The 25,964-nt window shown below is 61.7% G+C and carries 29 protein-coding genes; 14 read left to right on the forward strand and 15 right to left on the reverse strand.

Annotated features, from left to right (window positions below):
- Positions 1-12: 12 nt before the first annotated feature.
- On the reverse strand, positions 13-876 hold the full coding sequence (locus ACMGFM_RS13735) for a TIGR01548 family HAD-type hydrolase (RefSeq protein ID WP_436903216.1): 864 nt from the start codon (positions 874-876) through the stop codon (positions 13-15).
- A gap of 49 nt (positions 877-925) precedes the next feature.
- On the reverse strand, positions 926-1,336 hold the full coding sequence (locus ACMGFM_RS13740) for a UPF0146 family protein (protein WP_436903217.1): 411 nt from the start codon (positions 1,334-1,336) through the stop codon (positions 926-928).
- Positions 1,337-1,372: 36 nt separating this feature from the next.
- Here ACMGFM_RS13740 and ACMGFM_RS13745 point away from each other — a divergent pair, with 36 nt between their 5' ends.
- The 3 genes from ACMGFM_RS13745 (at position 1,373) to ACMGFM_RS13755 (ending at position 4,488) form a co-directional block, all read left to right on the forward strand.
- The gene (locus tag ACMGFM_RS13745; RefSeq protein WP_436903218.1) at positions 1,373-1,894 is read left to right on the forward strand and encodes an archaemetzincin family Zn-dependent metalloprotease; all 522 of its coding nucleotides are present in this window, start codon (positions 1,373-1,375) and stop codon (positions 1,892-1,894) included.
- A gap of 187 nt (positions 1,895-2,081) precedes the next feature.
- Positions 2,082-2,303 carry a hypothetical protein gene (locus tag ACMGFM_RS13750; RefSeq protein WP_436903219.1) on the forward strand — a complete coding sequence of 74 codons (222 nt, stop codon included), beginning with the start codon at positions 2,082-2,084 and terminating at the stop codon, positions 2,301-2,303.
- A 208-nt stretch (positions 2,304-2,511) separates the two neighbouring features.
- Complete coding sequence (locus tag ACMGFM_RS13755) at positions 2,512-4,488, forward strand: AMP-dependent synthetase/ligase (RefSeq protein WP_436903220.1); 1,977 nt, start codon at positions 2,512-2,514, stop codon at positions 4,486-4,488.
- A gap of 28 nt (positions 4,489-4,516) precedes the next feature.
- On the opposite strand, the gene ACMGFM_RS13760 is transcribed toward ACMGFM_RS13755, so the two are convergent.
- The 3 genes from ACMGFM_RS13760 to ACMGFM_RS13770 all read right to left on the reverse strand — a co-directional run bounded on the left by ACMGFM_RS13760 (position 4,517) and on the right by ACMGFM_RS13770 (position 7,738).
- A complete protein-coding gene (locus ACMGFM_RS13760) occupies positions 4,517-5,188 on the reverse strand; it encodes a glycerophosphodiester phosphodiesterase (RefSeq protein ID WP_436903221.1) in 672 nt (223 codons plus the stop codon).
- A 369-nt stretch (positions 5,189-5,557) separates the two neighbouring features.
- Positions 5,558-7,387: a ribosome biogenesis/translation initiation ATPase RLI gene (locus ACMGFM_RS13765; RefSeq protein ID WP_436903222.1), complete on the reverse strand. Its 1,830-nt coding sequence runs from the start codon at positions 7,385-7,387 to the stop codon at positions 5,558-5,560.
- A gap of 3 nt (positions 7,388-7,390) precedes the next feature.
- Complete coding sequence (locus ACMGFM_RS13770; RefSeq protein WP_436903223.1) at positions 7,391-7,738, reverse strand: EMC6-like membrane protein; 348 nt, start codon at positions 7,736-7,738, stop codon at positions 7,391-7,393.
- An 81-nt stretch (positions 7,739-7,819) separates the two neighbouring features.
- On the opposite strand from ACMGFM_RS13770, the gene ACMGFM_RS13775 reads away from it, so the two are divergent.
- Both ACMGFM_RS13775 and ACMGFM_RS13780 read left to right on the forward strand, forming a co-directional pair.
- On the forward strand, positions 7,820-8,266 hold the full coding sequence (locus ACMGFM_RS13775) for a hypothetical protein (RefSeq protein ID WP_436903224.1): 447 nt from the start codon (positions 7,820-7,822) through the stop codon (positions 8,264-8,266).
- A gap of 121 nt (positions 8,267-8,387) precedes the next feature.
- The gene (locus ACMGFM_RS13780) at positions 8,388-8,654 is read left to right on the forward strand and encodes an ArsR family transcriptional regulator (RefSeq protein WP_436903225.1); all 267 of its coding nucleotides are present in this window, start codon (positions 8,388-8,390) and stop codon (positions 8,652-8,654) included.
- Here ACMGFM_RS13780 and ACMGFM_RS13785 read toward each other — a convergent pair whose 3' ends face one another.
- The 3 genes from ACMGFM_RS13785 to ACMGFM_RS13795 form a co-directional block, all read right to left on the reverse strand.
- Positions 8,655-10,502: a PINc/VapC family ATPase gene (locus ACMGFM_RS13785; RefSeq protein ID WP_436903226.1), complete on the reverse strand. Its 1,848-nt coding sequence runs from the start codon at positions 10,500-10,502 to the stop codon at positions 8,655-8,657. It abuts the gene before it with no gap.
- A 432-nt stretch (positions 10,503-10,934) separates the two neighbouring features.
- A complete protein-coding gene (locus ACMGFM_RS13790; RefSeq protein WP_436903227.1) occupies positions 10,935-11,495 on the reverse strand; it encodes an endonuclease dU in 561 nt (186 codons plus the stop codon).
- Entirely contained in the window at positions 11,492-11,671 is a 180-nt protein-coding gene (locus ACMGFM_RS13795) for a DUF5786 family protein (RefSeq protein WP_436903229.1), read from the reverse strand. The genes ACMGFM_RS13790 and ACMGFM_RS13795 overlap by 4 nt, the downstream gene beginning before the upstream one ends.
- A 112-nt stretch (positions 11,672-11,783) precedes the next feature.
- On the opposite strand from ACMGFM_RS13795, the gene ACMGFM_RS13800 reads away from it, so the two are divergent.
- Positions 11,784-12,677, forward strand: a complete 894-nt coding sequence (locus ACMGFM_RS13800) for a Vms1/Ankzf1 family peptidyl-tRNA hydrolase (protein WP_436903231.1) — start codon at positions 11,784-11,786, stop codon at positions 12,675-12,677.
- A gap of 247 nt (positions 12,678-12,924) precedes the next feature.
- Positions 12,925-13,947, forward strand: coding sequence for an N-acetyltransferase DgcN family protein (locus ACMGFM_RS13805; RefSeq protein WP_436903232.1), 1,023 nt, complete (start codon positions 12,925-12,927; stop codon positions 13,945-13,947).
- 55 nt (positions 13,948-14,002) lie between these two features.
- Here the strand turns inward: ACMGFM_RS13805 and ACMGFM_RS13810 are convergent, their stop codons facing one another.
- Positions 14,003-15,367: an MFS transporter gene (locus tag ACMGFM_RS13810; protein WP_436903233.1), complete on the reverse strand. Its 1,365-nt coding sequence runs from the start codon at positions 15,365-15,367 to the stop codon at positions 14,003-14,005.
- 124 nt (positions 15,368-15,491) lie between these two features.
- On the opposite strand from ACMGFM_RS13810, the gene ACMGFM_RS13815 reads away from it, so the two are divergent.
- The gene (locus ACMGFM_RS13815; protein ID WP_436903235.1) at positions 15,492-17,291 is read left to right on the forward strand and encodes an ABC transporter substrate-binding protein; all 1,800 of its coding nucleotides are present in this window, start codon (positions 15,492-15,494) and stop codon (positions 17,289-17,291) included.
- A complete protein-coding gene (locus tag ACMGFM_RS13820) occupies positions 17,288-18,190 on the forward strand; it encodes a phosphatase PAP2 family protein (RefSeq protein WP_436903237.1) in 903 nt (300 codons plus the stop codon). Before ACMGFM_RS13815 ends, ACMGFM_RS13820 begins: the two co-directional genes overlap by 4 nt.
- On the opposite strand, the gene ACMGFM_RS13825 is transcribed toward ACMGFM_RS13820, so the two are convergent.
- Together ACMGFM_RS13825 and ACMGFM_RS13830 are read right to left on the reverse strand one after the other, a co-directional pair.
- Positions 18,179-18,838: a DUF7504 family protein gene (locus ACMGFM_RS13825; protein WP_436903239.1), complete on the reverse strand. Its 660-nt coding sequence runs from the start codon at positions 18,836-18,838 to the stop codon at positions 18,179-18,181. The genes ACMGFM_RS13820 and ACMGFM_RS13825 overlap by 12 nt on opposite strands.
- On the reverse strand, positions 18,838-19,410 hold the full coding sequence (locus ACMGFM_RS13830; RefSeq protein ID WP_436903241.1) for a HalX domain-containing protein: 573 nt from the start codon (positions 19,408-19,410) through the stop codon (positions 18,838-18,840). Before ACMGFM_RS13830 ends, ACMGFM_RS13825 begins: the two co-directional genes overlap by 1 nt.
- A gap of 138 nt (positions 19,411-19,548) precedes the next feature.
- Here ACMGFM_RS13830 and ACMGFM_RS13835 point away from each other — a divergent pair, with 138 nt between their 5' ends.
- Positions 19,549-19,749 carry a dodecin gene (locus ACMGFM_RS13835; RefSeq protein WP_436903243.1) on the forward strand — a complete coding sequence of 67 codons (201 nt, stop codon included), beginning with the start codon at positions 19,549-19,551 and terminating at the stop codon, positions 19,747-19,749.
- Here the strand turns inward: ACMGFM_RS13835 and ACMGFM_RS13840 are convergent.
- Positions 19,746-20,108, reverse strand: coding sequence for a HesB/IscA family protein (locus tag ACMGFM_RS13840; RefSeq protein WP_436903245.1), 363 nt, complete (start codon positions 20,106-20,108; stop codon positions 19,746-19,748). The two genes, ACMGFM_RS13835 and ACMGFM_RS13840, sit on opposite strands and share 4 nt — an antisense overlap.
- A 114-nt stretch (positions 20,109-20,222) precedes the next feature.
- On the opposite strand from ACMGFM_RS13840, the gene pdxT reads away from it, so the two are divergent.
- Together pdxT and hisE are read left to right on the forward strand one after the other, a co-directional pair.
- Complete coding sequence (pdxT, locus tag ACMGFM_RS13845) at positions 20,223-20,822, forward strand: pyridoxal 5'-phosphate synthase glutaminase subunit PdxT (protein WP_436903247.1); 600 nt, start codon at positions 20,223-20,225, stop codon at positions 20,820-20,822.
- Positions 20,823-20,866: 44 nt separating this feature from the next.
- The gene (gene hisE / locus ACMGFM_RS13850; protein ID WP_436903249.1) at positions 20,867-21,166 is read left to right on the forward strand and encodes a phosphoribosyl-ATP diphosphatase; all 300 of its coding nucleotides are present in this window, start codon (positions 20,867-20,869) and stop codon (positions 21,164-21,166) included.
- Positions 21,167-21,168: 2 nt separating this feature from the next.
- On the opposite strand, the gene ACMGFM_RS13855 is transcribed toward hisE, so the two are convergent.
- Positions 21,169-21,705 (reverse strand): response regulator, encoded by a 537-nt coding sequence (locus ACMGFM_RS13855; protein ID WP_436903251.1) that lies wholly within the window; start codon positions 21,703-21,705, stop codon positions 21,169-21,171.
- A gap of 191 nt (positions 21,706-21,896) precedes the next feature.
- On the opposite strand from ACMGFM_RS13855, the gene ACMGFM_RS13860 reads away from it, so the two are divergent.
- Positions 21,897-22,874: an NOG1 family protein gene (locus tag ACMGFM_RS13860; RefSeq protein ID WP_436903253.1), complete on the forward strand. Its 978-nt coding sequence runs from the start codon at positions 21,897-21,899 to the stop codon at positions 22,872-22,874.
- Here the strand turns inward: ACMGFM_RS13860 and ACMGFM_RS13865 are convergent, their stop codons facing one another.
- Entirely contained in the window at positions 22,875-23,105 is a 231-nt protein-coding gene (locus ACMGFM_RS13865) for a DUF8123 family protein (protein WP_436903254.1), read from the reverse strand.
- A gap of 522 nt (positions 23,106-23,627) precedes the next feature.
- On the opposite strand from ACMGFM_RS13865, the gene ACMGFM_RS13870 reads away from it, so the two are divergent.
- Complete coding sequence (locus tag ACMGFM_RS13870) at positions 23,628-25,601, forward strand: DUF460 domain-containing protein (RefSeq protein WP_436903255.1); 1,974 nt, start codon at positions 23,628-23,630, stop codon at positions 25,599-25,601.
- 118 nt (positions 25,602-25,719) lie between these two features.
- Here ACMGFM_RS13870 and ACMGFM_RS13875 read toward each other — a convergent pair whose 3' ends face one another.
- Entirely contained in the window at positions 25,720-25,935 is a 216-nt protein-coding gene (locus ACMGFM_RS13875) for a DUF7470 family protein (RefSeq protein WP_436903256.1), read from the reverse strand.
- Positions 25,936-25,964: the final 29 nt, after the last annotated feature.

A 25,964-nucleotide genomic window follows, 5' to 3' on the forward strand; every position in this document is an offset into this window, starting at 1 on the left:
TAGGTGTGACGGTTACTCCAGAAACGCGGGCAGTTCCGTCACCGAATCAAGTACCGCCGCCGCTCCCGCACGCTCGAATTTTGTGCGCCCCGTTTCGCCGCTCAACCCGCCGGTCAGGACACCAATCCCGTGATACGTTCGGTCGTCGGCCGCTTCGGCGTTGACCGCAGTTCGCACATCGTCTAGCGTGTCGCCGACGAAGACAGTCGACTCCACGCCGAACTCTTCGGCGAGGCCAATCAGCGCTGTCGGGTCTGGTTTGCCTTCGTCCCAGTCGTCCATCGTGATAATTCGTTCCTCGGGCAAGTCCAGTCCGACTCGCTCCAGCGCAATCTTGGCCTCTGGGGCTGGTCTCCCAGTTAGCACACCGACCTCGAAACGGTCGGTTAGCGCCGAGATCGTGGCCGGGTCGACAAGCAGTGGCTCGTCGTGAATGTAGTCCTCTGTCTCGTCGGTCGGTTCTTTGCCCTCGATGTCGCGGTAGAGTTCCGCCCCGAGATACAGCTGTTGGAACACCTCGCGGTGGCGGTCGGTGTCCCAGTTCGCGAGCACGAGTTCCCGAGCAGCGGGGGTGAGCGACTCTCCGACGGCCGCCGTTGCCGCCGGGATGCCGCCGCCAGTGCCCGCGATGGTGTCGATATACTCGTCCATCGTCAGGTCTGCACCCTCTCGGTCTGCAAGCACGAACAACGCAATTGCGTCGGTCAGTTCCCAGTCGTTGTTGAAGCCACCAGCGTCTTTGAATCGCTGGATGGTCTCACGGTCGATATCCGCGTCGTACAGTGTGTCAATTGTCTCGATGATCGCGCGCCGATAGGAGTTCTCGACATCGACGAGCACACCGTCGATATCCAGAACGACTGCCCCGACGTTCATTACCAATCCTGATGAGTTCCTGGTTGAAGGGGATTGCGGGACGGGATAGTCACTCGCGGCCGGCCCCCTGTATCGACTGGACGACGAACAGCGTCTCCCCGGACACCGTCTCTCGTCGGACTTCGACAAGCGGCGGGTCCCCGCCGAGCGTGGTGAACAGACACTCGGCTCCGACGGCGTGGGCCAGCTGTGCCATCGGCCTGTGCAGTTCTGGCGGGAGATTCTGGGCAAATACCGCCTCGGCTCCGTTGTAGAGTGAGCGTTCGGGGTCCGTCACGTCGTCGCGGTAAAAATCGACGCCAGGGGGTGTGTCGCGGTCGACAATATCGGTCGCGGTGACAGTCACGCCGCGAGCCGCGAGTTCGCCAGCGACTGCCGGGCGACGGCCAATCCCAATCTCGACAATACGGTCGTACTGGTCGAGCCGGTCTGCGAGCGCTTCGACCGTTGCTGGTCGCACTGGATTTTTATTGGGGGGTGGCCAATATATAGGTACATGCACGTCGACATCGTGCCGGTCGGCGACGTCGATGCAGTCGTCAAACGTCAGGCCTCAACGGGATTGCGGTCTGTCTACGACTGTGATGTTACCGTTCACGACGCCGAACCGGTACCAGCGGGAGCATACGACTCCTCCCGAGAACAGTATCGCGCCGAGGAGTTCATCGATCTGGCAAAACGGACCGGCAGCGGCGAGAAAAACATCGCCATCACGCCGAAAGACCTCTTCTATCACCGCCGCAACTACGTCTTCGGACTTGCCTATCTGGGGGGCAGCGGCAGCGTCATCTCGACGTACAGACTCCGAACATCGTCCGATGGGGGGTTCTCGAACCGGTCAGCCAACGATATCTTCGCAGACCGCGTCCGCAAAGAGGTCGTCCACGAAATTGGTCACACACTCGGACTGGAGCACTGTGACAACAAGCGCTGTGTGATGAACTTCTCGCCGACGGTCCGTGAAGTCGACGTCAAAGAAGAGACGCTCTGTGGGTCCTGCCAGCGAAGCACACTCTGAACGCAGCCTCTCTCTCACCAACCGAATCAGTCCGTGGACTTCCTCGTTCTGACAATACTGACGATATCGCACTTCTTGTGTGTTATTACCATACAAACCTAATCTGGTAGGTATACATACGAGACAGATACACCATACCAGTTTGGTATAATCTCTTTAGTAGTTCGTGTTATAGATATAGACGCTCATGAGCAAATCACAATCCAACGCCGAACGCACCGAAGAACTGAGCGACATTTTCGTCTCCGTCACCGGTGACGAGGAAGTGACCGAAGAGCAGGAAGACGACACGATGGACCGCGAACTGCCCGGCGAGAGTCGGATCGACGAAGCCGTCCGTGACGGTCTCACTGACGCCATCGAGGGTGCCGAAGCCGACGCAGGCGACCCCGGCGATACCTCTGGTTAACGCATGACGGGTCACTGACCGCCCTCCACGACATCGCCCGTCAGACTGATTCGCCGCCCTCTCTGACGGCGTCCGGGACATTTGCGCCGCCGGTTTTTCGGCGGCCACGCGCTTCGCTCCGTAGCGGCCGCTATCTGCCCCGAGCGGCGCTGTCTTGTAAATCAACGGTCAGCTAGATTCAAGTATTGGGTGTGTGTCACAAATAAGCATGGATTGGCTTCAGGCAGAACGAGAGTACGACAACGATGTGCTTGGCGAGACAACCATCCCCCGGATGTTCTTCGACGCCGCCGAGCGCTACGCCGACATCGACTGCCAACTGTACAAGGGTGGGGTCTACGACCGCTCGCTCGTCGCCGGGGATATCGTGGGGGCTGCTCCGCCGGGCGAGTACGCGGCGCTGCCGTATCCAGACGTTGCCGAGATTGTCCGCCACCTCGCTGGTGGGTTTCGGTCTCTCGGTGTCGACCCGGGGGACCGAGTCGGTATCTACGCCGACACCCGCATGGAATGGGCTCAGGCCGACCTTGGCCTGCTCACCACCGGTGCAGTCGTCACAACTGTCTATACTGAATCCTCGCCCAAGCAGGCCAAGTATCTGCTGACTGACCCCGGAGCGACCGGAGTCGTCGTCGAGAACGAAGCCCTGCTCTCGACGCTGGCTGAGGTCGAAGGCGAGACTGACGTGGAGTTTGTCGTGTTGATCGACGAGCCAACTCAGGACTGGGACCTCGACGCTGACCTGTACACACTGGCAGATGTCTACGACGCCGGCACAGAGTACGACGACGACGACACTGTCGACGGCTGGATCGACGACCAGGACTGGACCGACCTCGCCAGTCTGGTCTACACCTCCGGAACGACCGGCGACCCCAAAGGTGTCAAACTCACGCACAAAAACTGGCGGAGTTGTCTGAATCAGGTCCACCGCCGGATCGGCCCCCGGCCCGACAAACCCGCCGATATGCCACAACTCGAACCCGGCAAGCGCTCGATCGCCTTCCTCCCGCTGGCACACGCCTTCGAGCGCTCGAATCACTTCCAGAACTTCGCGTCGGGAGTAACTCTGGGCTACGCCGAGAGCACGGACACCATCGGCGACGATATCGAGCTTCTCGAGCCGGAGTTTGCCGCTGCGGTCCCTCGTGTTTACGAACGCATCTACAACGGCATCCGCGAGCAGGCAAGCGAATCGACCGTCAAAAAGCGCATCTTCGAGTGGGGGGTGTCGGCGGCACAGGAGTACGACCGCGCTGACAGCCCCACGCTCGTCCAGAAGGGGAAACTCGCTGTCGCCGACCGACTGGTCTTCTCGTCCGTCCGAGACGCGCTCGGCGGTAACATCGAGATGTTCATCTCCGGCGGTGGCTCGCTTTCAGAGGACCTCGCTCGCCTCTACCGCGCCATGGGAATCACGATTATCGAGGGCTACGGGCTGACCGAGACTGCGCCGGGCGTCTCGTTCAACCCACCGGAAGACATCCGTGTCGGCACGATGGGCACGCCGCTCTGTGAGGTCGACATCAAGATTGACTCGGCGGCTGTCGACGAACGCACTCGTGAGGACAACCCCGGCGAAGTCGGCGAACTGCTGGTCAGCGGACCGAATGTCTTCGACGGCTACTGGGAGAAACCCGACAAGACGGCGGAAGCGTTCGATGACGGCTGGTTCCGCACCGGCGACATCGTTGCCCGCGAAGACGAGAACTACCTCCGCTTTGTCGACCGACTCAAGAATCTGCTCGTGCTCGACACGGGCAAAAACGTCGCGCCCGAACCCATCGAAGACGAATTTGCCACCTCTGCCCGCGTCGACCAGATTGTCGTGGTTGGAGACAACGAGAAGTTCGTCGGCGCGCTGATCGTCCCGAACTTCGAGGAAATTCGCTCGTGGGCACTGGAGGAGGAGATTGACCTGCCGGAGGGCCACGCTGCCATCGTCGACGATGACCGCGCCCGGGAGTGGATTGCCGAAGAGGTTGGCCGGATTAACGACCGCCTCGGTGGCCACGAACAGATCAAGGAGTTCCGGCTTGTTGCCGAGGAGTGGACGCCCGACAACGACCTGCTCACGCCTTCGATGAAGAAGAAACGACGCAACATCTACGAGGCCTACGAGAGCGAACTCGAAGCAATCTACCGCGAGACCGAAGCACAGCCCGAACGGCTGACCGCTGACTGAGTGGGTCTGTTTGCCGTCGCTCCCGCTGTTAGTCGACCCAGGCGGTCACGTGTGGTGAACTTGCGATGAGTCCGTCGACGCCACGCCGCGTGAGTGCCCAGGCGCCGGGTCTCGAGTCGACGGTCCAGGCGTTGACCTCCAGACCAGCGTCGTGAGCGTCCCCGACGATGCCGGTAAGCAGACAGAGCCACGCATTCGGATGCACGAACGCACAGTCGAGATTCTTCGCCACCGCGAGACTGTCGGTTGGTGTCGCTCCGAGCACGTAGGCCAGTTCGACGTTCGCGTCCGCTTCGGGACTGACACCACGGAGTGCCTCGGGGTCGAACGACGAAACCACGACATCGTGCGGTATCGAACTGGCCACGTCGAGGGCCTGCTCGGTGATTTCGGGGTCTTTCAGTTCGAGATTGACGCCGACATCGGCGGGAATCGAGTCCAGCACAGTTTCGAGGGTCTGGATACCCTCGCCGTCGTGGGCGTCGAGCGCGGCGAGTTCCGACGCGGTCAACTCGTCTACCTCGTCTACACCGTCGATACCGATGTCCACGAGCGCGTTGTGTGCCACGACGAGTTCACCCGACGCACACCGGCGAACGTCGACCTCGACCATATCGGAGTGTGGAATCGCTCCCCTGATTGCTGCGACAGAGTTTGCAGAGTATTGTTCGTCGAAGCCGCGATGGGCAACGAGTCGCATTACCGTCCTATTCGTCTGTGTCTCTCAAGTGCATTCTGGTGATGTACCACCGAGGTCGTTGCGGGCCGATACGGTCCGGCGGTGGCGGATGTCCATTACATACTCGCGTTCCCGAGGTCCAACTTCAGTTGTCTTTCCGATTTACGCCTCCCCGCTCGCAATACCGAGATTCTCGCGGTGCTCGCCCCTCCGCTGCTCACGGGTCGCTACGCTCCCCGTTCGAGTTTCGGAGGACTCCCTTCGGTCGTCCTCGCTGCTCGCGGCTTTGCCGCTCGCAATACCGAGATTCTCGCGTGGCTCGAATCTCGCTGCTCACGGCTCCTACCGTCGCCGTTCGCATTGTCGAGGCCTCCCTGCGGTCGGCCTCGCTTACGGCGAGTAGTAATACTCCCCAGCGTTCTTCTGCTCGCGGTCCAACTGACTGCCGGGCTTGTTAATCCGCGGCCGGGAGGTTCGCTCGTCGCGGCGGAACGTAATATCCAGATTCGAGAGGAAACTGTTCATCCCCTCGCGCATTCCCTCTGGCTTGGCGGCCAGCCCGTGCTCTGCCGGTTCGCCCTCGAAGACCAGCAGGCGGTCCGAGAGCAAGTCAATCATGTAGATGTCGTGGTCGATGACCATCGCCGTCGCGTCGTTGTTCTCGGCGTATCGACGGATGGCCGAGGTAGCGAGCACGCGCTGTTCGACGTCCAGATGGGCCGACGGCTCGTCGAGCAAGTAGAGGTCGGCGTCCTCGGAGAGACAGGCTGCAATCGCAACGCGCTGGCGCTCGCCGCCGGAGAGGTCGGTGAGGTTCTGCTCCATAATCGCCTCCAGTTGCAGGGGCTGGGCAATCTCGGTCTTCCAGAACGAACTCCCGAAGTCGTCGGTAATCGTCGACAGGAACGCGTCGACCCGCATCGGCTGGTCGATTTCGATGTACTGTGGCTTGTAGGCGATATCGAGTCTTGAATCGACCTCGCCTTCGTCTGGTTCGAGTCGACCCGCGAGCATCTGTGCGAACGTCGACTTCCCGATTCCGTTCGGACCGACGACGCCCAGCACCTCGCCCTCGTGAATCGTGCCGCCCTCGACCGACAGCGAGAACTCACCCTCGCCGTAACTCTTCTCCAGGGCGGGATACTCCACAAGCGACCGACCCGTCGTGTTCGAGCGCGGGGCGTGTTCCTCGAATTCGATTTCGGTTTCTCGAATCCGCATGTTCTCGTTTTCGAGATAGCCCGAGAGATACTCGTTGATGCCGTTTTTGACCGACTTTGGCGGCGTGATAATCCCGAACGCGCCGGCCTGCCCGTACGCGACGTGAATCGCGTCCGCGATGAGGTCGAGAATTGCGAGGTCGTGTTCGACCACGAGCATCGACCGGTCTTCCTCCTCGGCGAGTTCTCTGACGAGTCGCGCAGCGGTCATCCGCTGGCTGATGTCCAGATACGGCGTAATCTCGTCGAGGAAGTAGAAATCAGCGTCGCGGGCGAGCGTGGCCGCCAGCGCGACTCGCTGGAGTTCACCGCCCGACAGCGTGTCGATATGCTGGTCGATGACCGGCCCGATGCCGAGTCGTTCGACCAGGTCGTCCAGCGCACCGCGCTCGTTGGTCTGTTCGAGCAACGCACTCGTCGGTCCGTCGAACTGGTCGGGAATCTGGTCGACGTACTGCGGCTTTCGGGCCACAGTCACGTCGCCCTGGCGCATCGCTTCGAGATACTCCTGCAAAGCGGTGCCGCGGTACTCCTCCAGCACCCGTTCCCAGTCGGGTTCGTCGCCAACCTCGCCGAGATTCGGCGCGAGTTCGTCGGCGAGGATTCGCACTGCCGTTGTCTTCCCGATTCCGTTCGGGCCGAGAATCCCGGTCACGCGACCTTCTTCGGGTGCGGGCAAGCCATACAGCGCGAAGGCATTATCGCCGAAGCGGTGGATCGGTTCGTCTTCGAGTTCCTGTGGCAGGTTCAGAATCTGAATCGCGTCGAACGGACATTTCTCGACACAGATGCCACAGCTCTCGCCGAGACAGAGTTCCTCGGAGATCCAGATCTGGTCGTCGGTGCCCTGGTACAACTCGTCTTCTTCGTAGCGCTCGCCACGGGTGATGATACACTCCTCGCCCGTTCGGTTGGGCGGGCAGAAGTTCGCACACTCGTAGTTGCATCTATCCGGTTGACACTTCTCGAGGTCGACGACTGCGATACTATCTTCGGCCATGGGTTACAGTAGTGAGGGGAGCTCCGTCCCGGCGGTCAGCAGAATACCCCACGAGATGAACCAGAGGACGAAGGTCATGAAAAACACGTACGCGTAGTCTTTGCCACCAAAATCGCTGGTGTCGATTCCGATTGCCTGATAGATGGGGAACTGAATCAGGACTGCGCCGAACAGAAAGAACGCTCCAATCGTGTCGTTTGGGCCCGCAGCCTGCATCTGTGCCAGCACACCAGCGGCGATACCTGCCAGTGTCGAACCAGTGGTCACGATGACGCTCCGCATGTACGGACTGACACCCTCGCCTGCTGTCTCGGTCTCAGACTCGGCTGTCTCGCCCGTTTCCGTCGCCATATGCACATATCCGCGCCCCCAAGTAAAAAGCCGTTCGTTCCCCGCCGACAGGATTATTCACTCCCCGCTGCACTCTCCGGTATGTCCGACACCGACAATTGGGACGGCGCTTCGCCGTGGCTGTTCTTGCTCGGCCTCCTCATCTTCATCGGGTCGGTGCTGCTGTTCGTTGCTGACCTCGTCCGCGGGGTTGATGTCCTCCCCTCGATCGCGGCCAACGGGGTCGGGACGGCACTACTGATTGGCTGGGCTGCCCACGACACCCTCCGCAATCCTGACTCGGAGGTCGCCACTCCCGGCGGCGCGGCCGGGACCGCCCTGCTGTTGTACGGACTCTATCTGCTCGGCTCCGGGCTCGTCATCACCGTTACGGGTCTGATCCACGACCACGCGACACTCGGCCTCATCTATCTCGGGTTGGCCATCGTCACGGTGGTACTGGGCTACGCCATTTTCCCGAAAGGTGCGGTGCTTTCTGAGGAAACCGACGCTGAGGACGATCCCACGGAGTCGCCGGCAGAGAGCTGACATATTCCCGGCTCAACCCAGCTCGAACCTGACCCCGAAAGGGCACAGAGCGGCCGAGATGGGGTCACGTTCCTCCCAATCCCTCAATCTTTATACAGTCGGCGCACTTTACACTGACCCGATGACAGAATCCGACGAGGAGGGGATCGCGGATCTACCTCCGAGTGCGAAGCTCGTCTACAAGGTGCTCGAATACAACGGCCCGCTCACCCAGAAAGGAATCGTGCAGGAGTCGATGCTCTCCGCTCGCACAGTTCGCTACGCGCTCGAACGGCTCGATACCATCGGTGTCATCGAAGAGGATGTCTACTTTGCCGACGCTCGACAGAATCTCTACGAGATCACCGACGAACCCGAAGCCGAAACCGAAGCCGCTGTCTCCGACTAATTACGACGGAACGACGGTAATTGTCTTTCCGTGGTCGATTGCCGACTCGAGTTCTTCGGCGATTGCGCTGCCTCGTGAGACCTGTATCTCGCCACCTCGGGATACTGTTGCCGTGAACAGGTACTCGCCGTTGGCCTGCACTTCGACTGTCTCGCCGCTATGTCCGTCCATCGGGACGATAACGTGGCGGCTGGTCACTTCCGGCTGGACGGTCATTCCATCGCCACCGGGACCAACACTCTCGCCGCCGCTGTCGCCGCCCGAGTCGGGTTTTTCGTCGAAGGTCCGCACGTCGATATCGATTCCGAGTCGCTTCTCGACTTCGGAAATCCGACCGCCGCCCTTCCCGATGACCGAGGAGATATCTCGCTCCTCGACCCAGACGACCGCGGTGTTCCCACCTCGCAAATCGACCTCGACGTGACCGTGTGCAATTGCGCGGATTTCCCGTTCGATTTCCTGCTTGGCAATCTGGTCGACGCCGGAGTCGGTGTCCTCGTCTTCGCCGATGGGGACGGTGACGACCTGCCGGTTGAAGGTGTAGATTTCGTACTCTGGCTCGCCGGTCTCGAAGTCTTTGATCATAATGACCGGCCGAGCAAGGTCTTCTTCCATCAGTCCCTCTGGCACCTTGACCGTCGTCGACACGTCGTAGACTTTCTCGATTTCACCAGCCTCGATGTAGACGACTGTATCGACGACCTGCGGAATCAAACCGAGTTCGACCCGGCCGATGAGTCGCTGGAGGGCGTCGATTGCTCGCGTCGCGTGGACAACACCAATCATCCCGACGCCGGCCAGTCGCATATCGGAGAAGACCTCGAAGTCGCTGGTCTTTCGCACCTCGTCGTAGATGGTGTAATCCGGTCGAACCATCAGCAGTGAATCCGCGGTCTTGGACATCTGGCCGTCCAGCGCCGTGTACTGGGTGATGTCGGGGCCGACCTGTAGGTCGCGGGGTTTCTCCATTGTCTTCACCGCGAAGTCGGCATCGCTGAGGAACTCCCCAACTGCCTGTGCGAACGTCGACTTTCCTGCGCCGGGCGCACCTGAAATCAGGACGCCGCGCTGTCGTTCGAGCAGTCGGTCTTTGAGTTCGTCGGCGTACTCGTAATCCTCGATATCGGTCTTGACAATCGGTCTGACTGCGGTGATTTCCAGTGCGTCGCTGAATGGTGGTCGGGCCATTGCGATCCGGAACGACCCGTACTGAACGATTGTCATGCCGGGTTCAGACAGCTCGACGAACCCGTCGGGGTTGGCGTGGGTTGCCTCCTCGATGTCGGCAGCGAAGCTACGCAGGTCTTCTTCAGTCAACACGCGGTCGTCGACGGCTTCGTAGACCATCTCGCCGATCGTGCCGCGTTTGGCCATCGGCTCGACACCGACTTTCAGGTGAACGCTCATCGTCGACTCGTCGAAGTACTGTTCGATGTCGAGTTCGTCGTAGCTGACAGTCTCAGGCTCGAACTCAGTCACGTCGACGCCAGTCGACCGGGCAACCTCTGCCTGCACGGCGTCGCTGGTGACCAGCGTTGCGCCGCGCTCGGCGGCAATATCGCGGATGAGGGCGTCGATGTCGCCTTCCGCTGCGCCGTGGCGTTCGCCCGCGTCGGGGCGGCGACCAACGTATTCGACGACGATTTCGCCGGCCTCGTCGAGGTCAATTAGTCGCTGGAGCTCTTCGAGACCCTCCCACCCTGTCTCGCGACCGTCGTTTGCCTGCGATTCGAGTTCCCCGACGACCGCCTCTGGGATGGCGACAGTCGCATCGGCGAACTCGCCGGCATCGACGCGCTCGGAGACCCGGCCGTCGATGATAACACTCGTGTCCGGGACGATTTCCATACCCCTGCTAGGACTGTCATTCTTAAAGGTCACCCGGTCGAACCGAGTGGGTTCTGTGTTGGAGTTGACGGCTGGCTCGGGAGCAACAACCAGAAAGCCCCCGGTCGCTTGACCGTCCGGGCTTCGCTGCGCTCCAGTGGGTGCTTGCTTCAGCCGGGCCGGACCAAGCGACCGGCCCCTTTCAGTCCCACCCTATTGCATGTGTCACAGGCCACCGCGGGTGGGACTGAAAGGGGCGGGACTCTCGGCGAAGGCGGGCGTAGCAAGCACCTACCGGAGCGTGGTTCGAAAGAGCTGTCGGCTCTTTCGTCATCACGAGAGAGCTTCGCTCTCTCGAACGACAGCAAGCCCCCCGAGCCGAGAGTCCCGGGGCTTTCTGGTTCTTCAACTCCGTTATCGCTCAACAGTAAACTAACGCACAAACTCCTGTACTCACTCCACAGACTCCAGATACTCATCTCCGGCACGGGCCGCCTGTCTGGCGACCCGCAACGGCTCGGGCCGCCCACCCTCGGGGGTGAACGCTCGCACGACCGCAGCGGCGCTTTCGTCGTCGATACCGACACTCCGAACCCACAGCTGCTCGTCGCCAACACTCACGGCAGTTCGCTCCGGCAGGTTGCGGTAGGTCGACAATCGCTGCTCCGCAGCCGCACCCTCGAACTCGGACTCAATAGCCGACGCCAGCCCCGAACTCTCCTCGAAGGACACCGACAGCACCGGCCTGTCGGCGGCCTCGTGGATTGTCGAGAGGTCGAGGATGTTGTACCACGCGGGCGCGATACCGGCGAGCAGCACGTAGCGAATGTCCTCGCGGCCGAGGCGGTCAATCAGTTCGATACACGCGGCTGTGGCGTCAGTGCCGCCGACCGTACAGGACTCAAAAACGAAGCCGTCGATGACCCGACTGGCACGGCAGACAACACCGGCGAGGGTACTCGACTCGCCGCGATACGACTCGGCGATACCGAGCGCGCGAGCGCCCGGTTTCACGTCTCTTCTTTGATGTCTTCGAGGCGGTCCAGTAGTTCGTCGTTCGAGGCGGTGAACTCGAACTCGACATCGCCGTCGTGGTCACTCTCGGTCGTAGTGACTCCGTCGTCGTCTTCAAACTCTGTGTCGTAATCCTGATTCTCCTGTTCGGATTCGTCGTAACTCCCGAACCCCATACATGCTGAACTTACTGTTTGACGGTAAAAAATCGCTCGGAGGGTGTTACTCAACTATCACGAACCGGCTTGGTCGCGGGATTTTAATAGCTTCCAACCAACCGCCCTGACGATGCTTGACGACCTGCTCGGCCGTACCGAACTCAAAGAACGTATTGCGGAACTCGAAGCCGAAGCCGAGGACCTGCAGGCCCAACTCGACGCCGAGCAGCAGCGCCGCGCCGACGCCGTCACGGACCGCCAGCAGGCCCAGCGCCGCGCGAACAAACTCGACGACCGCGTCACCGAACTCCAGGACCGCGTCGACCGGCTGGAAGACGAAACCCACAGCGCCGAGTACCGCAACGAGGCACGCCTTCGCGGTCGGCAATTGACGGAGATTCTCGACCGTCTCGACTCCGTCCAGACCGGCGCCGAGGGCGCACTGACGGCCTACGTGCCGGACGAACACGACCTTCCGCCGGAGGTCCGTGAGCAGTTTGGCGACCGTGCGCCGCTGGTCGCCCGGGCGGCCCCGTGTCTCGTTGTCGCCGACGACGCCGACCTCGTCGGTGCCTGTCTCCGCCCGCCGGTTGCCCCCGAGCCATTCGTCGAGTGGGGCGAGGAGTTCCGAATCGACCGCGAGTGGTTCCAGCCCCACGGCCAGTACACGCTCGCGCTCGTGCGCTCGGACCTGTTCGCGATGGGGACCTACGACGGCGACGAGCGAACCGGCTTTCACGGCTTCGACAGCGCGCTCAAGAGCCAACACTCCAAAGGTGGGTTCTCACAGGGTCGCTTCGAGCGACTCCGTGACGAACAGATCGACAGCCACCTTGAGCGCTGTCGGGCCGCGCTGGCGGAACGCGAGGCCGACCGACTCTATCTCGTTGGCGAGCGTTCGGTGCTCGGTGAGGTGGACGACCTCGCAACCGTGACCAAAGCTGTCGACGCGACGGGCGACCCCGAGGAGGCACTCGGTGAGGCTGCCGAGCAGTTCTGGAGCGTGCAGTTGCGGACGCTGTGAGCGAGGCCGACCGTAGGGAGGCCTCGCGGCGCGCTCCGCTTGCCGCTCGCCTATTCGAGGTCTCCTTCCAGTCGACCTCGCTGCTCACGGGTCGCTGCACTCCCCGTTCGCAATTAAGGAGATCCTCACTGGCGTTCGGGCTCGCGGGTCGCATTCGCTCCCCGCTCACCTATCCGAGGTCTCCCGCTGGTCGACCTCGCACTCCCTTACACCCACCTTTACAGGCCCCCCTCTCGCCTTTAGAGATATGCGGATTGCCCTGCTCGCCCACGGTAACTTTCCCGACGACGCCAAGACAGCCGTCGGTGTCCTCCGGTACAGCGACCACGACGCCGTTGCAGTGCTGGACCGCGACCGTGCCGGCGACCGCGTCAGCGACCATCTCCCCGACGTGCAGGACGCACCCATCGTCTCTAGCTTCGCGGACGTGCCCGACTGCGACGCACTCGTGATCGGGATTGCGCCCATCGGCGGCGGCTTCGAGAAGGGCTGGCGGCCCGACGTGACAGCGGCACTCCGACGGGGTTGTGACGTAATTGCTGGCCTGCACGACCCACTGGCCGACGACGAGGAGTTTGCTCGCCTCGCGGCCCAGCACGACGCCGAACTCCGGGACGTGCGCCAGCCACCCGACGACCTGACCGTTGCGAACGGCACTGCCGGCGAGGTGGACGCCCACGTCGTCCTGACGGTTGGGACGGACTGCTCCTCTGGGAAGATGACTGGCTCCTTCGAGCTACGCGACGCAGCCCGCGAGCGTGGTATCGACGCCGAAGTCGTCCCGACGGGCCAGACTGGCATCATGATCGCTGGCTGGGGTATCGCTATCGACCGCGTTATTTCGGACTTCGCCGCCGGCGCGACCGAGCACATCGTCGAGCAGGCTGGCGACCACGACCTGCTGTTTGTCGAGGGGCAGGGCGCGCTCGCACACCCAGCATACTCTGGCGTGACGACCGCAATTCTCCACGGCGCACAGCCTGACTCGCTGGTGCTCTGTCACGTCGCCGGGCGCGAGCGCGTCGGCGGCTACGATAGCTTCCGCCTGCCCGACACCGCGGATTACGCTGACCTCTACGAGTCGATGGCGGCCCCGATTTCGGGTGCAACTGTCGAGGCGGGTTTACTCAACACGGCCGAGTACGACCGCGAGACGGCCAACGAACATCTCGAAACCTACGCCGACGCACTCGATACGCCCGTGGCCGACCCTGTCCGCGACGATGTCGACGCAGTCCTCGACCGCCTGCTGGCCGGTGTTGGTGAGTGATCAGATGCTCCCGCTCATCGACGCGACTACCGTCTCGCTGGCCGCGCTGGAGTAGTTAGCTGTAGGCCGTGAATTCTTCGCCGAAGACGAGGAAGTGACCGGTTCCGAGGAGTCCGATGGCTGCCGCAAGACTGAACGCGGCCGCCGGGCTAACGAAATCCCACAGGTAGCCGCCGACGGCCGCGCTCGGAATCACGGCCACATTTCTGAGCAGATAGTAGGTGCCGGTGACGCGCCCGCCGGCCCCCTGCTCGGCCGGGCCGACGATCAACGCTTTGTGCGAGGGCAGGCCTGCGAACCGGAGCCCTGAGAAGGCGAAGACGGCGACCAGCACGGCCGACAGTGGCAACGCGGACCCAGCCAGCCGCGGTGCAAATATCAACACGACCGGGAAGACTGCGTAGACGGCGAAACCCACGGCAACGACGGGCTTCAGCCCAACACGCTCGGCGGCCTTCGCTGCCGGAGCCATAATCAACAGCGCGACCAGCATCTCTACGCCCAGCAGATACCCGAAAAACGCCTGCGGCGACAGCGCGAGGTCGTAGGCAAATCCACCGAGGGCGACCCTCGTCTCCAGTCCGACCTGGAACACGTCGGTGACGACCAGCACGAAAAAGACGTAGACCATCCCGTTGGCAAACCGGACGAGTGTATCCCCGACAAGCAGCGGACGGAGGGAGTCAGGCATCTCCCGCACGTCTTGACGAATCTGTGCCACGCCTGCGAAGGAGTCACCGAACGTGTCGTCGCTTGCGTCGTACAGGAGATGTTGTGCAAGCGTCCCGAGTGCGCCGAACAGTACCGCAACCGCCAGTACGTACCGAAAGCTCACAGTGAACTCCATATGCAAACCCAGCAACAGCGCCGCAAGGACCGGCCCGATGAGAAACGCTGTCCGGCGGACCGTCTCGGTACTCGCGAAGCCGGCGGCCAGCCGCGAGGGGTCGGTGGCCTGTTTCACCACGGCAAAGGTCGCACCCAGTCCGAATGATTTCCAGGCCTGTGCGAGTACAAGACCGACGAAAATCCAGAGCCATGGCTCGGTTGTCACTCCGAGAAGACTCACTGCGCCGAGGCTTGGAGCGACCAGCCAGACGAGAAAGCCAAGCGTCGAAATCAGCCCGAAGGCCGTCAGTGCGGACCGCGAGCCGAGTTTGTCAGAGACGGCCCCGCCCGGATAGGGATACACTGCGGAGATGATGTTGCCGAACGTGCCGAACAGGCCAACGACGAGACCCGTCGCGCCGAGTTCTACCATGTACTTCGGGAGAAATCGGCTGGTCATCTGGAAGCCGAGGCTGAACGCGAACATCGCCAGCGAAAGTACCAACACATCCCGCTCAAGCGCGAGAAATCGCCGGACGGTCCCGAGTGCTCCACTCTGCTCGGCGTCGGCCGACACCTCCTGTTTGCTCATGAATTCAGACTTACTACCGCATCGTCCCACGGACAGTTAACTGTCGAGCAGACCTGTTTGCCAGCCAGAAACTAATCAGTGGCCTTATGTACGCGACAGCGAATCAATTATAAATACATAGACGATGGGAACAACGCAAGATGACGGTCCCAAAATTACAAGACGGCAGTTGCTTGGGGGTGCGGCCGCGCTCTCGCTGGGCTCGACCAGCGGCTGTGTCCAGCGCATCAGAAGCATTCTCAACCGCGACTCGCCGTCAGCGGTGTCGCTGTCGGTCACCGCACCGCCAGCAGACGCTGACCGGATGGCGACGCTGCTTGCCCGCCACCTCGTCGAGAATCTCGAAGCTGTTGGTGTCAATGCGACCCTGAACGTCCTCCCTGAAACTGAACTCTACCGCGAAGTCCTCTTGAACGGTAACTTCGAGCTGTTCGTCGCGCAGATGCCACCGATGGAGGACCCGCAGGCGCTGTCCGCACTGCTGCACTCGGTGTACGCGAGTGAACCGGGCTGGCAAAACCCCTACCATTACGCTGATATTGGGCTCGACGAGTTGCTCGCCCGCCAGCGCGCCGAAAGCGGCGACCAGCGCCGCCAGGTCGTTGCAGAGACGCTCGACCACGTCTGCCAGACACAGCCGTTTACCACCGTGGCCTTTCCCGACGAGATTCGGGCAGCCCGGACTGACAACTTCCGCGGCTGGGAACGCCACGAACTGCAAGACCCCCTGTCGTATCTCACACTCGACCGGGCACCGGCGGTCTCACAGACTGACCAGCTCCCGCTCAAGCTCGCTGTTGCCGACTCGCGGATGTCGCAGAATCTCAACCCACTTTCGGTTGAATACCGCCAGATGAACCCAGTGACCGACCTGCTGTACGACCCGCTCGTTCGTCGCATCGACGGCGAACTCATCCCGTGGCTGGCCGCCGACTACGAGTTCCGAGACTCGAACACGCTTCGGGTCTCGCTGCGACCGGGACTCCGCTGGCACGACGGCACCTCGCTGACCGCCAACGACGCCGCGTTCACCTACCGATTTCTCGCAGACACCTCGCTGGGCAAAATCACCCAGACTGTTCCGGCACCGCGGTTTCAGGCCTGGAGCAGACTCGTTTCCGACGCCCACGCTGTCGACGACACGACGGTCGAACTCACTATTCCGGACACGAGTCAGGAAGTCGCCAAACAGGCACTGACCGTCCCGCTGTTCCCCGAGCACATCTGGCGAGAGCTGAGCGACCCGGCAGATATCCAGGGTATCGAGGGCTCGAACAACATTACCAACGCCATCATCTATGCTAACACTGACGCCGTCGGCAGCGGGCCCCTGGTCGTCGAGAGCGTCTCCAGCGGGGAGGAAGTGGTGCTCAGACCGTTCGAAGACCACTTCCTCCAGCGTGGGGCCGGCCTCTTCGAGGAAATTCCAGCGGCCTTTGCGGGCCAGCCTGCGTTCGACCGCCTCCAGCTTATCATGTTGCCCTCCAACGAGACGGCAGTCAACCAGGTCGCACAGGGCGATGTCGACGCGACGGCGACGAGTGTCGACCCCCGGGAACCGGTCATCAGGCGGATCGTCGACGCGTCCGGCGTCTCGCAGTTTACCGAGCGCTCACACTCGCCGTACCAGATTGGATTCAACACCGGGACGACACCGTTCAGTAACCCGTACTTCCGCCGACTGGTGGCACGACTGGTCGACAAACAGTACGTCGCCGACGAGATCTTCGAGGGGTACGGCAGCCCGGCCGCCAATCCATTCAGCAAGACACGGTGGAATCCCGACAGCCTCGCCTTTGGCCCGGAAGACCCGGTGGTTCCCTTTATGGGCACAGATGGTGAACTCGACGTCGAGACGGCGCGGGCGGCGTTTCGCGAGCGTGGCTTCGAGTTCGACGAGAACGACACACTGATCATCAGATGATTCCACTCCTCCCCGAAATTAGCGTTGTCGTGACGGCGCTGGTCGTCGCGGGAGTCGTCACTATCGTCGGCCTCGACCGTGTCTGGGCGTTCCGTGACCGCGCCCGCGACCGGTTTCTGTACATCTTTCCGTACGTGCTGTTGTTGCTCGGCGTCTTCGCGGTGAACTCGGTGTTGCGGTCGGTCGGGCCGGCGCTGTCGTGGCTGCTCAACTGGCAGATTACCAACGAAATCTTCAGCCTCGAAGGAGAGTTTGTCGCCGTCCTCCAGAGCTACGCGACTCCCGCCGCGACGGTGTACTTTTCGTACACCTACATCTACGGCTATATTTTTCTCCTGTTGTTTCCGGTGGTGGCCTACCTGGTCCTGGAGGATGACCGGCCGTTCCGGATGGCGATTATCGCCTACGCGCTCAACTACATCATCGGCGTTGGCTGTTACGTTCTTTTCATTGCGTACGGGCCGCGCAACGTGATGCCAGACCTGGTTGACCAGCTTCTGTACGTCCACTGGCCGGAGTCGAATCTGCTCACCACCGAAATCAACTCCAATGTCAACGTCTTCCCGTCGCTGCACACCTCGCTCGCGGTGACAGTTGCTATGCTCGCCTACCGAACCCGTGACGAGTATCCCGCGTGGCTGCCGCTCTCATCGCTCGTGGCGGGGTCAGTCGTCATCTCGACGATGTATCTCGGCATCCACTGGCTGACCGACGTGATTGCTGGCACTGGACTGGCGGTCTTCTGTGTTGTCGCGGCAGCGTGGCTGACCGACCCGACGAATCTCGACGGGAGAATTGGGTCGCTCGGGCGACGCCTCCGGCGGCCAATCGACCGCTTTGCTCGCGCAGGGCTGGACCGACTGCAACAGTTCACCCGCGACCGCGACCTACCGATCTGAGCCCGCGAGCGGGTACCACTCACTCTCGGTCTGCTGTTGCCATATCCGTCCAGCAGTGCCCGTCGGCGTGCTCTTGAGTTCGACCGTCCACTCGGCGGCTTCGCTCAATATCCGCCGCGATTCGAGGCCGTGTGGCTGTGCCAGTCCGAAGAGTCCGAGATAGCCAGCCGAGCCGAGTCGCGACGAGACAACGTGTGCGAACTTGAACGTCGCCTGGTCGCCGGTCGCCCCGAGAATCGACGACAGCGAGACGAATCCGATCCGACCACTCTCGTAGCCGGCGGCCTCGAGCCGGTCGAAACAGGCTGTCAGTCCAAGTCCAATCCCAGTGAGGTCGTCCGGTGAGGGGACGCTGTAGACGAACACGCCGTCGCTGCGCATCCGACTGGACCGCTCCGTTCCCTGGCACTCGACCACACAGACTGACTGTGGTTCGTCTCGGGCACCGTCGAGTCGGTCGAGGACCGCGTCGGCTGGCTCATCAGTCGAGACAACCACCGCGCCCTCACCAGCCTGTAGTCCCTGCTGCAGCGCGTCGTAGAGCCACGTCGTCGTGTCCGTACCGTCGGTATCTGCGACCAGAACGGTCGCTCCGGGGGCAAGTCCAGTGAGTGCGTCCAGTCCGAAGACCCCAGACAGGTCGTACATTAGTTCTCGTCGATGTTGCGGAGCGTGGCGACGAAATCGTCGTCGTTCTCGATACCCCCCAAGGTGTCTGAGAGTTCGTCGCGCAGTTCGTCCAGTCGCGTTTTCAGTCGCTCGTACTCGTCGTGGTCAGACAGTTCGCTGGCGTTTTTGGTCGCTTCGAGTGTGGCTCGTTTCTCGACCAGCGCGTAGTACTCCTGCAAGAGTGTGTCGTAGGTCGACCGTTCGAGCAGATTCGCGACCGTCTGTTCGAGTTCGTCGCTTTTGACGGGTTTGGAGAGATAGGCGTCGAATCCCATTTCGAGGATATCGAAATCCGGCTCGACGGCGGTGACCATCGCCACCCGGCAGTCAATCTCTTCTCGGCGGATGTGTTCGAGTACCTCGTCACCCGAGAGCCCGGGCATCATCCGGTCGAGCAGTACAACGTCGACGGACCCGTCAAGCTTCTCGATTCCTTCGTCACCGTTTCGCGCTGTCTCGACAGTGTAACTGTCCGTTAACCACAGGCGGTAGGTTTCTGCCACGTCTGGCTCGTCTTCGACGATCAACACGACTGGGTCCGAATCTGCCATCTGCGCTACTCTTCGCTTTCGATATACATAGCCTTGTGGGAGTGCCCGGAGTCGCGTGGCCGACCATAACCTACTTTGTCTTACTCTGTCATGGTACCTGTACGCACGGACCGACCGTGCACCACGGGGGACTCACAAATGGTATTCAAGAAAGTCACACTGATCGGATCGAGTGCAGAATCGTTCGACCACGCTGTCGACAATGCAATTGACCGGGCCCACGACACCCTCGACAAGGTTCACTGGGCCGAAGTTGAGGAGATGGGCGTCGAACTGGCGGGTGTCGACGGCCGAGAGTATCAAGCAGAAGTCGAGGTTGCCTTCGAGCTCGAAGACTAGGTTCGGAAACTCTCGCCACAGCCACATTCACTGACGACGTTTGGATTTTCGACGTGGAACCCTTCGCCCTGTAGTCCGCCCTCGTAGTCGAGTTTGGAGCCCTCGATGTAGCTCATGCTGGCGGGGTCGACGAACACGCGCAGGCCGTGGTGTTCGTAGATAGTGTCGTCTTCTTCGGGTTCATTGTCGAAACGCATGCCGTACGAGAGTCCGGCACAGCCGCCTTGTTGGACGTACAGCCGAAGGCCGGACACGTCGGTATCCATACTCTCGCGTTCGAGCAGCGCGATCGCCTCCTCGGCAGCGGTTTCGCTGACCGAGATAGTGGATTGCTGGGGGGTGTCGTCGGTCGTGCTCATACGGACTGCTACCTGCCGAACGATGTTAACTCTGACGACCGTCTGTTTCGGACGCTCGTCCAGTCTGGAGCCAAGACCGGGATTCTTTTTCTCGTCGGTCACCTACCGGGAGCTATGACGGTTCGAGCGGGCGTCGTCGCAGTGCAGGGAGACGTGAGCGAACACGCCGCGGCAATCCGGCAGGCTGCTGAGGCACACGGCGAGACAGCCGAAGTTGTCGAGATTCGCCATGCCGGAGCGGTCCCCGAGTGTGACGTGCTTCTCCTCCCCGGCGGAGAGTCGACGACTATCTCGCGGCTGGTCCACCGCGAGGGAATCGCCGCAGAAATTCAGGCGCACGCCGAGGCCGACAAACCCATTCTCGCGACCTGTGCCGGGCTGATTCTCGTCAGCACCGACGCTCACGACGACCGCGTCGACACGCTCGACCTGCTGGATGTGACTGTCAAGCGAAACGCCTTCGGCCGACAACGGGACAGTTTCGAGGCGCCGCTGGGGGTGACTGGACTCGACGACCCATTCCCGGCGGTGTTCATCCGCGCGCCGGTCATCGACGAGATTGGCGAGGGGGTCGAGGTGCTGGCGTCGTGGGACGACGACCCGGTTGCGGTCAGGCAGGGCTCGGTCATTGGTCTCTCGTTCCATCCGGAACTGACCGATGATTCCCGGCTGCACGACCTGGCGTTTTTCGAGTCTGTCCTGGCCGAAGCCTGACTCAGTACCGACGCGCTGAAGACTGTTGCCGGCCAGCAACCGGTATGACCGAGGCGACTCCCGACGAAATTCTCGAGGAACTGTTCGACGTGATCGAAGACCGCAAGGAAAACCTGCCAGAAGGCTCCTACACGGCCTCGCTGTTCACCCACGAGAAAGGCCAGAACGCTGCGCTGGAGAAACTGGGCGAGGAGACGACTGAGTTTCTGCTTGCCGCGAAAGACGACGACACCGACGAGATGGCTCACGAGGCTGCCGACATCGTCTACCACCTACTGGTAGTGCTCTCGATGCACGATATGACGCTTGCAGACCTGCGCGAGGAACTCGCAGACCGGCGGTAAACTCAGGCTGTAGGGGCGTTATCTCGGCGTTGTCCGACGGTCCGCGCACGCTGCTCGAGCTGGTCGAGCAACTGCTGATATCCGTCGGCAGCTGAGAGTCGAGCCTGTGACTGTGTCTCCTGTAAAATCTCTTTGAGACGTTCGAGTCGCTCGTATTCCCGGACTGCTTCGGCTTTGTCGGCCATCTCCAGTTGTGCCTCGATAGCGTTGGTCAGTTCGTCGATGCCAACAGGTTTGTGGAGGTAGTCATCGGGTTCGACGGAGAGAATATCGACATCTGGAACGACCGCAGAGCAGAACAGCACCTGACAGTCCAGGCCGCGCTCGCGAATCGTTGTCAGAATCTCTGTTCCTTCCCACTCTGGCAGTCGCCGGTCGAGCAAGACCACGTCGGTTTCGTGGTCGACTGCCTCTAGCGCTGCGTCGCCGGACGCGGCGGTGTCTACATCGTAGTGCATCCCGAGCATCGCTGCGTAGGAGTCAAGCAGTGGTTGCTCGTCGTCGACAATGAGGACAGTTGCGTCTTGAGCGGTCGTCATCTTGTTTCTATATACTTACTCCGTCCATAGTTGCGCTGTGCATAACTAGTTAGTACGATGTCAGCGAACAGCAACTAACGTGTTAGAGAACTTCGGCACAGTATCGTCGAGTGCCGACGACTCTGTCGGCCGCGCAGGACCGCTTTGGCGAACAGACGGTCTTTTCAGTACTCGTCCGGTAGAAGTGGACAATGAGTCATCCATTCGAGCAGTTACCGACGACGCCCCGGAGCGAGGAGCTTCTGGACAAGGCGTTTTCGCGGGCGTCTCGCTCGGGTCGGGCCAAACGCGGCACCGACGCCCAGCAGTCGATGCTGCTGACGGCAGCGAATATCGTCTCTGACAACCTGCAAAACGTCGTGGGCGACTGGCCCGATTTCGACCGTCTCGACCCGTTCTATTACGAACTCGCGGACGCTATTGTCGGTGCGGACGACCTGCGCCAGCATCTCAACGAACTGAGCTGGGCAGCCAACAAGACGACCGAAATCAGATACGAGTACGAACCGCGCCTCTCGGGTGACCTCGAAACGGCCCGGAAGTTCCGCAAACAGGCCTTCGCCCGCATCGCCGACGTGGTCGAAGAAATCGAAGACGACCTGCTGGCCGTTGCCGACGCCCGCGAAAAACTCCGTGACCTTCCGGACATTCGCCCCGACGAGCCGACGATTGTCGTCGCTGGCTCGCCGAACGTCGGCAAGTCATCGTTCGTCAACGACGTGACCCGAGCGACCAACGAGGAAGCCGCCTATCCGTTCACAACGACAGAGATTCAGATTGGCCACGTCGAAGCCAATCACATCAAGTATCAGATTGTGGATACGCCCGGCCTGCTGGACCGCCCAGCAGAGCAGCGCAACCCCTCCGAATCACAGGCCGTCAGCGCGCTCGAACACGCCGCTGACGCGGTGCTGGTCGTGCTGGACCCCTCCGGGGACAGCGGTTACCCACTCGAGACGCAACTCCAACTGCGAGCAGATATTCTCGAGCGGTTCGACGTTCCGGTCGTGACGGTCGCGAACAAGCGCGACCGCTTCGAGGGCGACGCTCCGGCTGAAGCTGACTCTGTAATGAGTCTCGAAACCGGCGAGAACGTGCAGCACGTACTTGATGCAGTAATTGAGGCTGTCGGTTACGAACCGGAACTGCCGATTGACGACGAGCGGTAATTACTCGCGCATCGCGCGCAGGTCAGCGAGGTCGTAGCCCTGTGTCACGAGCACGATGACCGCGGCGACCAGAAACGACAAGAGCAGTCCGACTGTCTGGACGAGAGCGGGGGCCGTCCCCTCGGCGGTTGCCCAGGGTTGGCCGACCAGCGTGCCCAGCGCGACAATCGCCACGAAGGCCGCGGTGGCGAGTCCGAGCACTTCGAGTCTGTCATCGTACGAGATGTTCATACTGCACACCAGCGCGTTGGCCGTAGTAAATTGTGTGGTTTGTCGCTAGGAGTTTTGGGTGTGGCAGAAACGGATGGTGTCTTGGTGTGTAACAACCAGAAAGCCCCGACTGTCTGAACTCGGGGGCTTCGCTGCGGTCCTCACTGCGTTGCGGTCCTTGCGTCAGCCGCCGTCGTTCAGACAGCCGCCCCTTTCAGTCCCGCCCTCTGGCTTGTGACACGGGCCACCGCGGGTGGGACTGAAAGGGGCCGCCTGTTCGAGGAAGGCGGGCGTCCGCGGCTTCGCCGCGGGCTCGGGAGACGGAGTCTCCCGGTGACGTAAGCACGCGACTGGAAGGAGCGCGCGTGGTTCGAGAGAGCAAAGCTCTCTCGTCATCCTGAAAATCTCCGATTTTCTGAGACAACGAGTCCCCCAACTTGAACAGGCGGGGGCTTTCTGGTTCTCCGAGACCATTCGTGCGTACCCAACCACTCATTGTCCACGAGCTGAGGATTTATACGAATCCCAGCCCTACCGACTGCTGTGAGTGACCGCACGGGCGCGCTGGACGCAGTCGTCTTCGGCGTCGATATTCAGAGCGGCGACGTCCGCGGCGACGCCCCCTCCTACGCGCTTGTCGTCTTCGACGGCGAGGGTATCGAGCGCGACGTTGTCAGCTACCGAAAGCTCCGCCGTCGTATCAACGACGAGCGGCCCACGATGGTCGCGACGGACAACATGTACGAACTGGCCGAGGACAAAGACGCCCTGATTCACTTCCTTGGCTCGCTTCCGCCCGAGACAACTCTCGTTCAGGTGACCGGCGGAACTGACCCCGAACCGCTCTCGCGGGTGGCCTCCCGCCACGGCGTTCCCTACGCAAAGAAGCCGATGAAAGAGGCCGAGGCTGCCGCCCGCCTCGCCGCAGCGAACGTCGGTCAGGCAGTCACGGCCTTCACTAACACCACCGAAATCAAAGTTGCCCGCGGACGCTCCACCGGAAGCGGCGGGTGGAGTGAGGACCGATACACTCGCCGAATCCACGGCTCGGTCAAACGGCGCACCCGCGAGGTCGAATCCGAACTCGACGACGCTGGCCTCGACTACGAACGCGACGCCACCGAGAAATACGGCGGCTTCTCCAACGCTATCTTTACCGTGGAAGCCCCGCCCAGCGACCTGCCGGTTTCGACGGAGCGGTCCGGCGACGTGCGAATCGAAATCGAACGCCAACGGCGCGACGGCGTGGAGTTCGAGCCACTGGTGAAACGCCGCGACCGAGTCATTGTGGGGATTGACCCCGGGACCACAACCGCCGTTGCGATTGTTAGCACGGACGGCGCGGTACTCGACGTGCTCAGCACGCGAACGGCCGACACCGCCGCTGTTATCGAGTGGATTATCGAGCGGGGTCGGCCGGTCATCATCGCCGCCGACGTGACGCCGATGCCCGAGACTGTCGAGAAGATTCGCCGGAGTTTCGACGCCGCCGGCTGGGTGCCCGACCGGGACCTGCCGGTCGACGTGAAACAGCACCGCACGCGCGAGGAAGGCTACGATAACGACCACGAACGCGACGCCATCGCGGCCGCCTTCGGTGCCTACGACGCCAACAAAGACAAATTCGAGCGTATCGCCCGCGAGACGCCGCCGCGACAGGACCAGGGCGCGGTGCTCGAACGCGTCGTTGCTGACGGCCAGCCACTGGCCGAGGTACTTTCTGACCTGCGCGAGGACGACGAAGACGAGGAGGAGCAGACCGACCACGTCCCTCGGGAGTTGACCGCCGAGGAACGCCGGATCAACCGCCTCGAAACGCAGGTCGAGCGCCTCCAGGACCACGTCGACACTCTCGAAGAGACCATCGAGCAGAAAGACGACCGCATCGACGAGTACGAACAGAAACTCTCTGACGCCCGTAGCGAACAGCGGCGTGAGACCCGCAAGAGCCGTGAAGTCACGCGACTGGAACGCCGGAACGACCAACTCGAACGCGAACTCGAAACCGAACGTGAGCGGATCGAAGAACTCGAAGGCAAACTCGAACGGCTGAAAGCGCTGTGGAAACTCGACCACTCGAACTTTGCCGACGTTGCGGAAAAGAAGGCAGGCCTCGTCCCGGTGAAGGTAATCGAGCAGTTCACCCGCGACGATATCGAGACTGCCGACGAGAAATTTGGCCTCGCCGAGGACGACGTGATCTTCCTCCGTGACGCAAGCGGGGCGGGGCGCTCAACCGCACAGCGACTGGCAGATATCAACCCGAAAGTTGTCCTCCGGAACGGCCAGCTCTCGGATATGGCCGACGCGATTCTTTTCGACGAAGAGATTCCTGTCGCTCCCGCAGAGATGGTGACGATTCAGGAAGTCGACGAACTTGCGGTCGCTCGCGAATCTGAAGTAGAAGAAGCTATGGAGGACTGGCACCAGCGCGCCGAGGACCGCAAGCGCGAACAGAGCGCAGAGATGGTCGACCGCCTCATCAGCGAACACCGCGCTGACCGACCAGAGGGCTAGTGGTCCGGGTACAGTGAGGCTCGTACTGGCCAACTGTGACCGATTACGCCCGTATGCGACACCGAAATTGTCAGAGAACTAGTGCCGACCGGGAGTGCTGGATATCCGCAGTCGCGTCCTATGCTAGCCCCATCGACTCCATGAACCGAGAGAGCCCACCGTAGGCAATCAGGCCGATACCGGCAAGCACCAGCGCGAGGCCGCCCGCGACTTTCGGGCGGTCCCGTCCGATAACCGCCAATCCCGCCGCAACAACCCCCACACCGTACTTCCCTTCGGCCCCCACCGTCGCTTCGAGTTGCTCGCTTGCTTCCCGTAGCTGCGCTGATACCATGGCTACTTCTGCGATGTACCAGCGTATAA

The sequence above is a fragment of the Halovenus halobia genome, from assembly GCF_051414135.1.
In the GTDB taxonomy this organism is placed as follows: domain Archaea; phylum Halobacteriota; class Halobacteria; order Halobacteriales; family Haloarculaceae; genus Halovenus; species Halovenus halobia.

Coding starts and splice junctions, on each gene's coding strand:
- ACMGFM_RS13745 (WP_436903218.1), top strand. CDS start 1,373: ATGCACGTCGACATCGTGCCGGTCGGCGACGTCGATGCAGTCGTCAAA.
- ACMGFM_RS13755 (WP_436903220.1), top strand. CDS start 2,512: ATGGATTGGCTTCAGGCAGAACGAGAGTACGACAACGATGTGCTTGGC.
- ACMGFM_RS13785 (WP_436903226.1), bottom strand. CDS start 10,502: ATGGAAATCGTCCCGGACACGAGTGTTATCATCGACGGCCGGGTCTCC.
- ACMGFM_RS13835 (WP_436903243.1), top strand. CDS start 19,549: ATGGTATTCAAGAAAGTCACACTGATCGGATCGAGTGCAGAATCGTTC.
- ACMGFM_RS13855 (WP_436903251.1), bottom strand. CDS start 21,705: ATGACGACCGCTCAAGACGCAACTGTCCTCATTGTCGACGACGAGCAA.
- hisE (WP_436903249.1), top strand. CDS start 20,867: ATGACCGAGGCGACTCCCGACGAAATTCTCGAGGAACTGTTCGACGTG.
- ACMGFM_RS13760 (WP_436903221.1), bottom strand. CDS start 5,188: ATGCGACTCGTTGCCCATCGCGGCTTCGACGAACAATACTCTGCAAAC.
- pdxT (WP_436903247.1), top strand. CDS start 20,223: ATGACGGTTCGAGCGGGCGTCGTCGCAGTGCAGGGAGACGTGAGCGAA.
- ACMGFM_RS13780 (WP_436903225.1), top strand. CDS start 8,388: ATGACAGAATCCGACGAGGAGGGGATCGCGGATCTACCTCCGAGTGCG.
- ACMGFM_RS13750 (WP_436903219.1), top strand. CDS start 2,082: ATGAGCAAATCACAATCCAACGCCGAACGCACCGAAGAACTGAGCGAC.
- ACMGFM_RS13805 (WP_436903232.1), top strand. CDS start 12,925: ATGCGGATTGCCCTGCTCGCCCACGGTAACTTTCCCGACGACGCCAAG.
- ACMGFM_RS13875 (WP_436903256.1), bottom strand. CDS start 25,935: ATGGTATCAGCGCAGCTACGGGAAGCAAGCGAGCAACTCGAAGCGACG.
- ACMGFM_RS13800 (WP_436903231.1), top strand. CDS start 11,784: ATGCTTGACGACCTGCTCGGCCGTACCGAACTCAAAGAACGTATTGCG.
- ACMGFM_RS13770 (WP_436903223.1), bottom strand. CDS start 7,738: ATGGCGACGGAAACGGGCGAGACAGCCGAGTCTGAGACCGAGACAGCA.
- ACMGFM_RS13820 (WP_436903237.1), top strand. CDS start 17,288: ATGATTCCACTCCTCCCCGAAATTAGCGTTGTCGTGACGGCGCTGGTC.
- ACMGFM_RS13815 (WP_436903235.1), top strand. CDS start 15,492: ATGGGAACAACGCAAGATGACGGTCCCAAAATTACAAGACGGCAGTTG.
- ACMGFM_RS13860 (WP_436903253.1), top strand. CDS start 21,897: ATGAGTCATCCATTCGAGCAGTTACCGACGACGCCCCGGAGCGAGGAG.
- ACMGFM_RS13735 (WP_436903216.1), bottom strand. CDS start 876: ATGAACGTCGGGGCAGTCGTTCTGGATATCGACGGTGTGCTCGTCGAT.
- ACMGFM_RS13865 (WP_436903254.1), bottom strand. CDS start 23,105: ATGAACATCTCGTACGATGACAGACTCGAAGTGCTCGGACTCGCCACC.
- ACMGFM_RS13795 (WP_436903229.1), bottom strand. CDS start 11,671: ATGGGGTTCGGGAGTTACGACGAATCCGAACAGGAGAATCAGGATTAC.
- ACMGFM_RS13830 (WP_436903241.1), bottom strand. CDS start 19,410: ATGGCAGATTCGGACCCAGTCGTGTTGATCGTCGAAGACGAGCCAGAC.
- ACMGFM_RS13840 (WP_436903245.1), bottom strand. CDS start 20,108: ATGAGCACGACCGACGACACCCCCCAGCAATCCACTATCTCGGTCAGC.
- ACMGFM_RS13810 (WP_436903233.1), bottom strand. CDS start 15,367: ATGAGCAAACAGGAGGTGTCGGCCGACGCCGAGCAGAGTGGAGCACTC.
- ACMGFM_RS13825 (WP_436903239.1), bottom strand. CDS start 18,838: ATGTACGACCTGTCTGGGGTCTTCGGACTGGACGCACTCACTGGACTT.
- ACMGFM_RS13775 (WP_436903224.1), top strand. CDS start 7,820: ATGTCCGACACCGACAATTGGGACGGCGCTTCGCCGTGGCTGTTCTTG.
- ACMGFM_RS13765 (WP_436903222.1), bottom strand. CDS start 7,387: ATGGCCGAAGATAGTATCGCAGTCGTCGACCTCGAGAAGTGTCAACCG.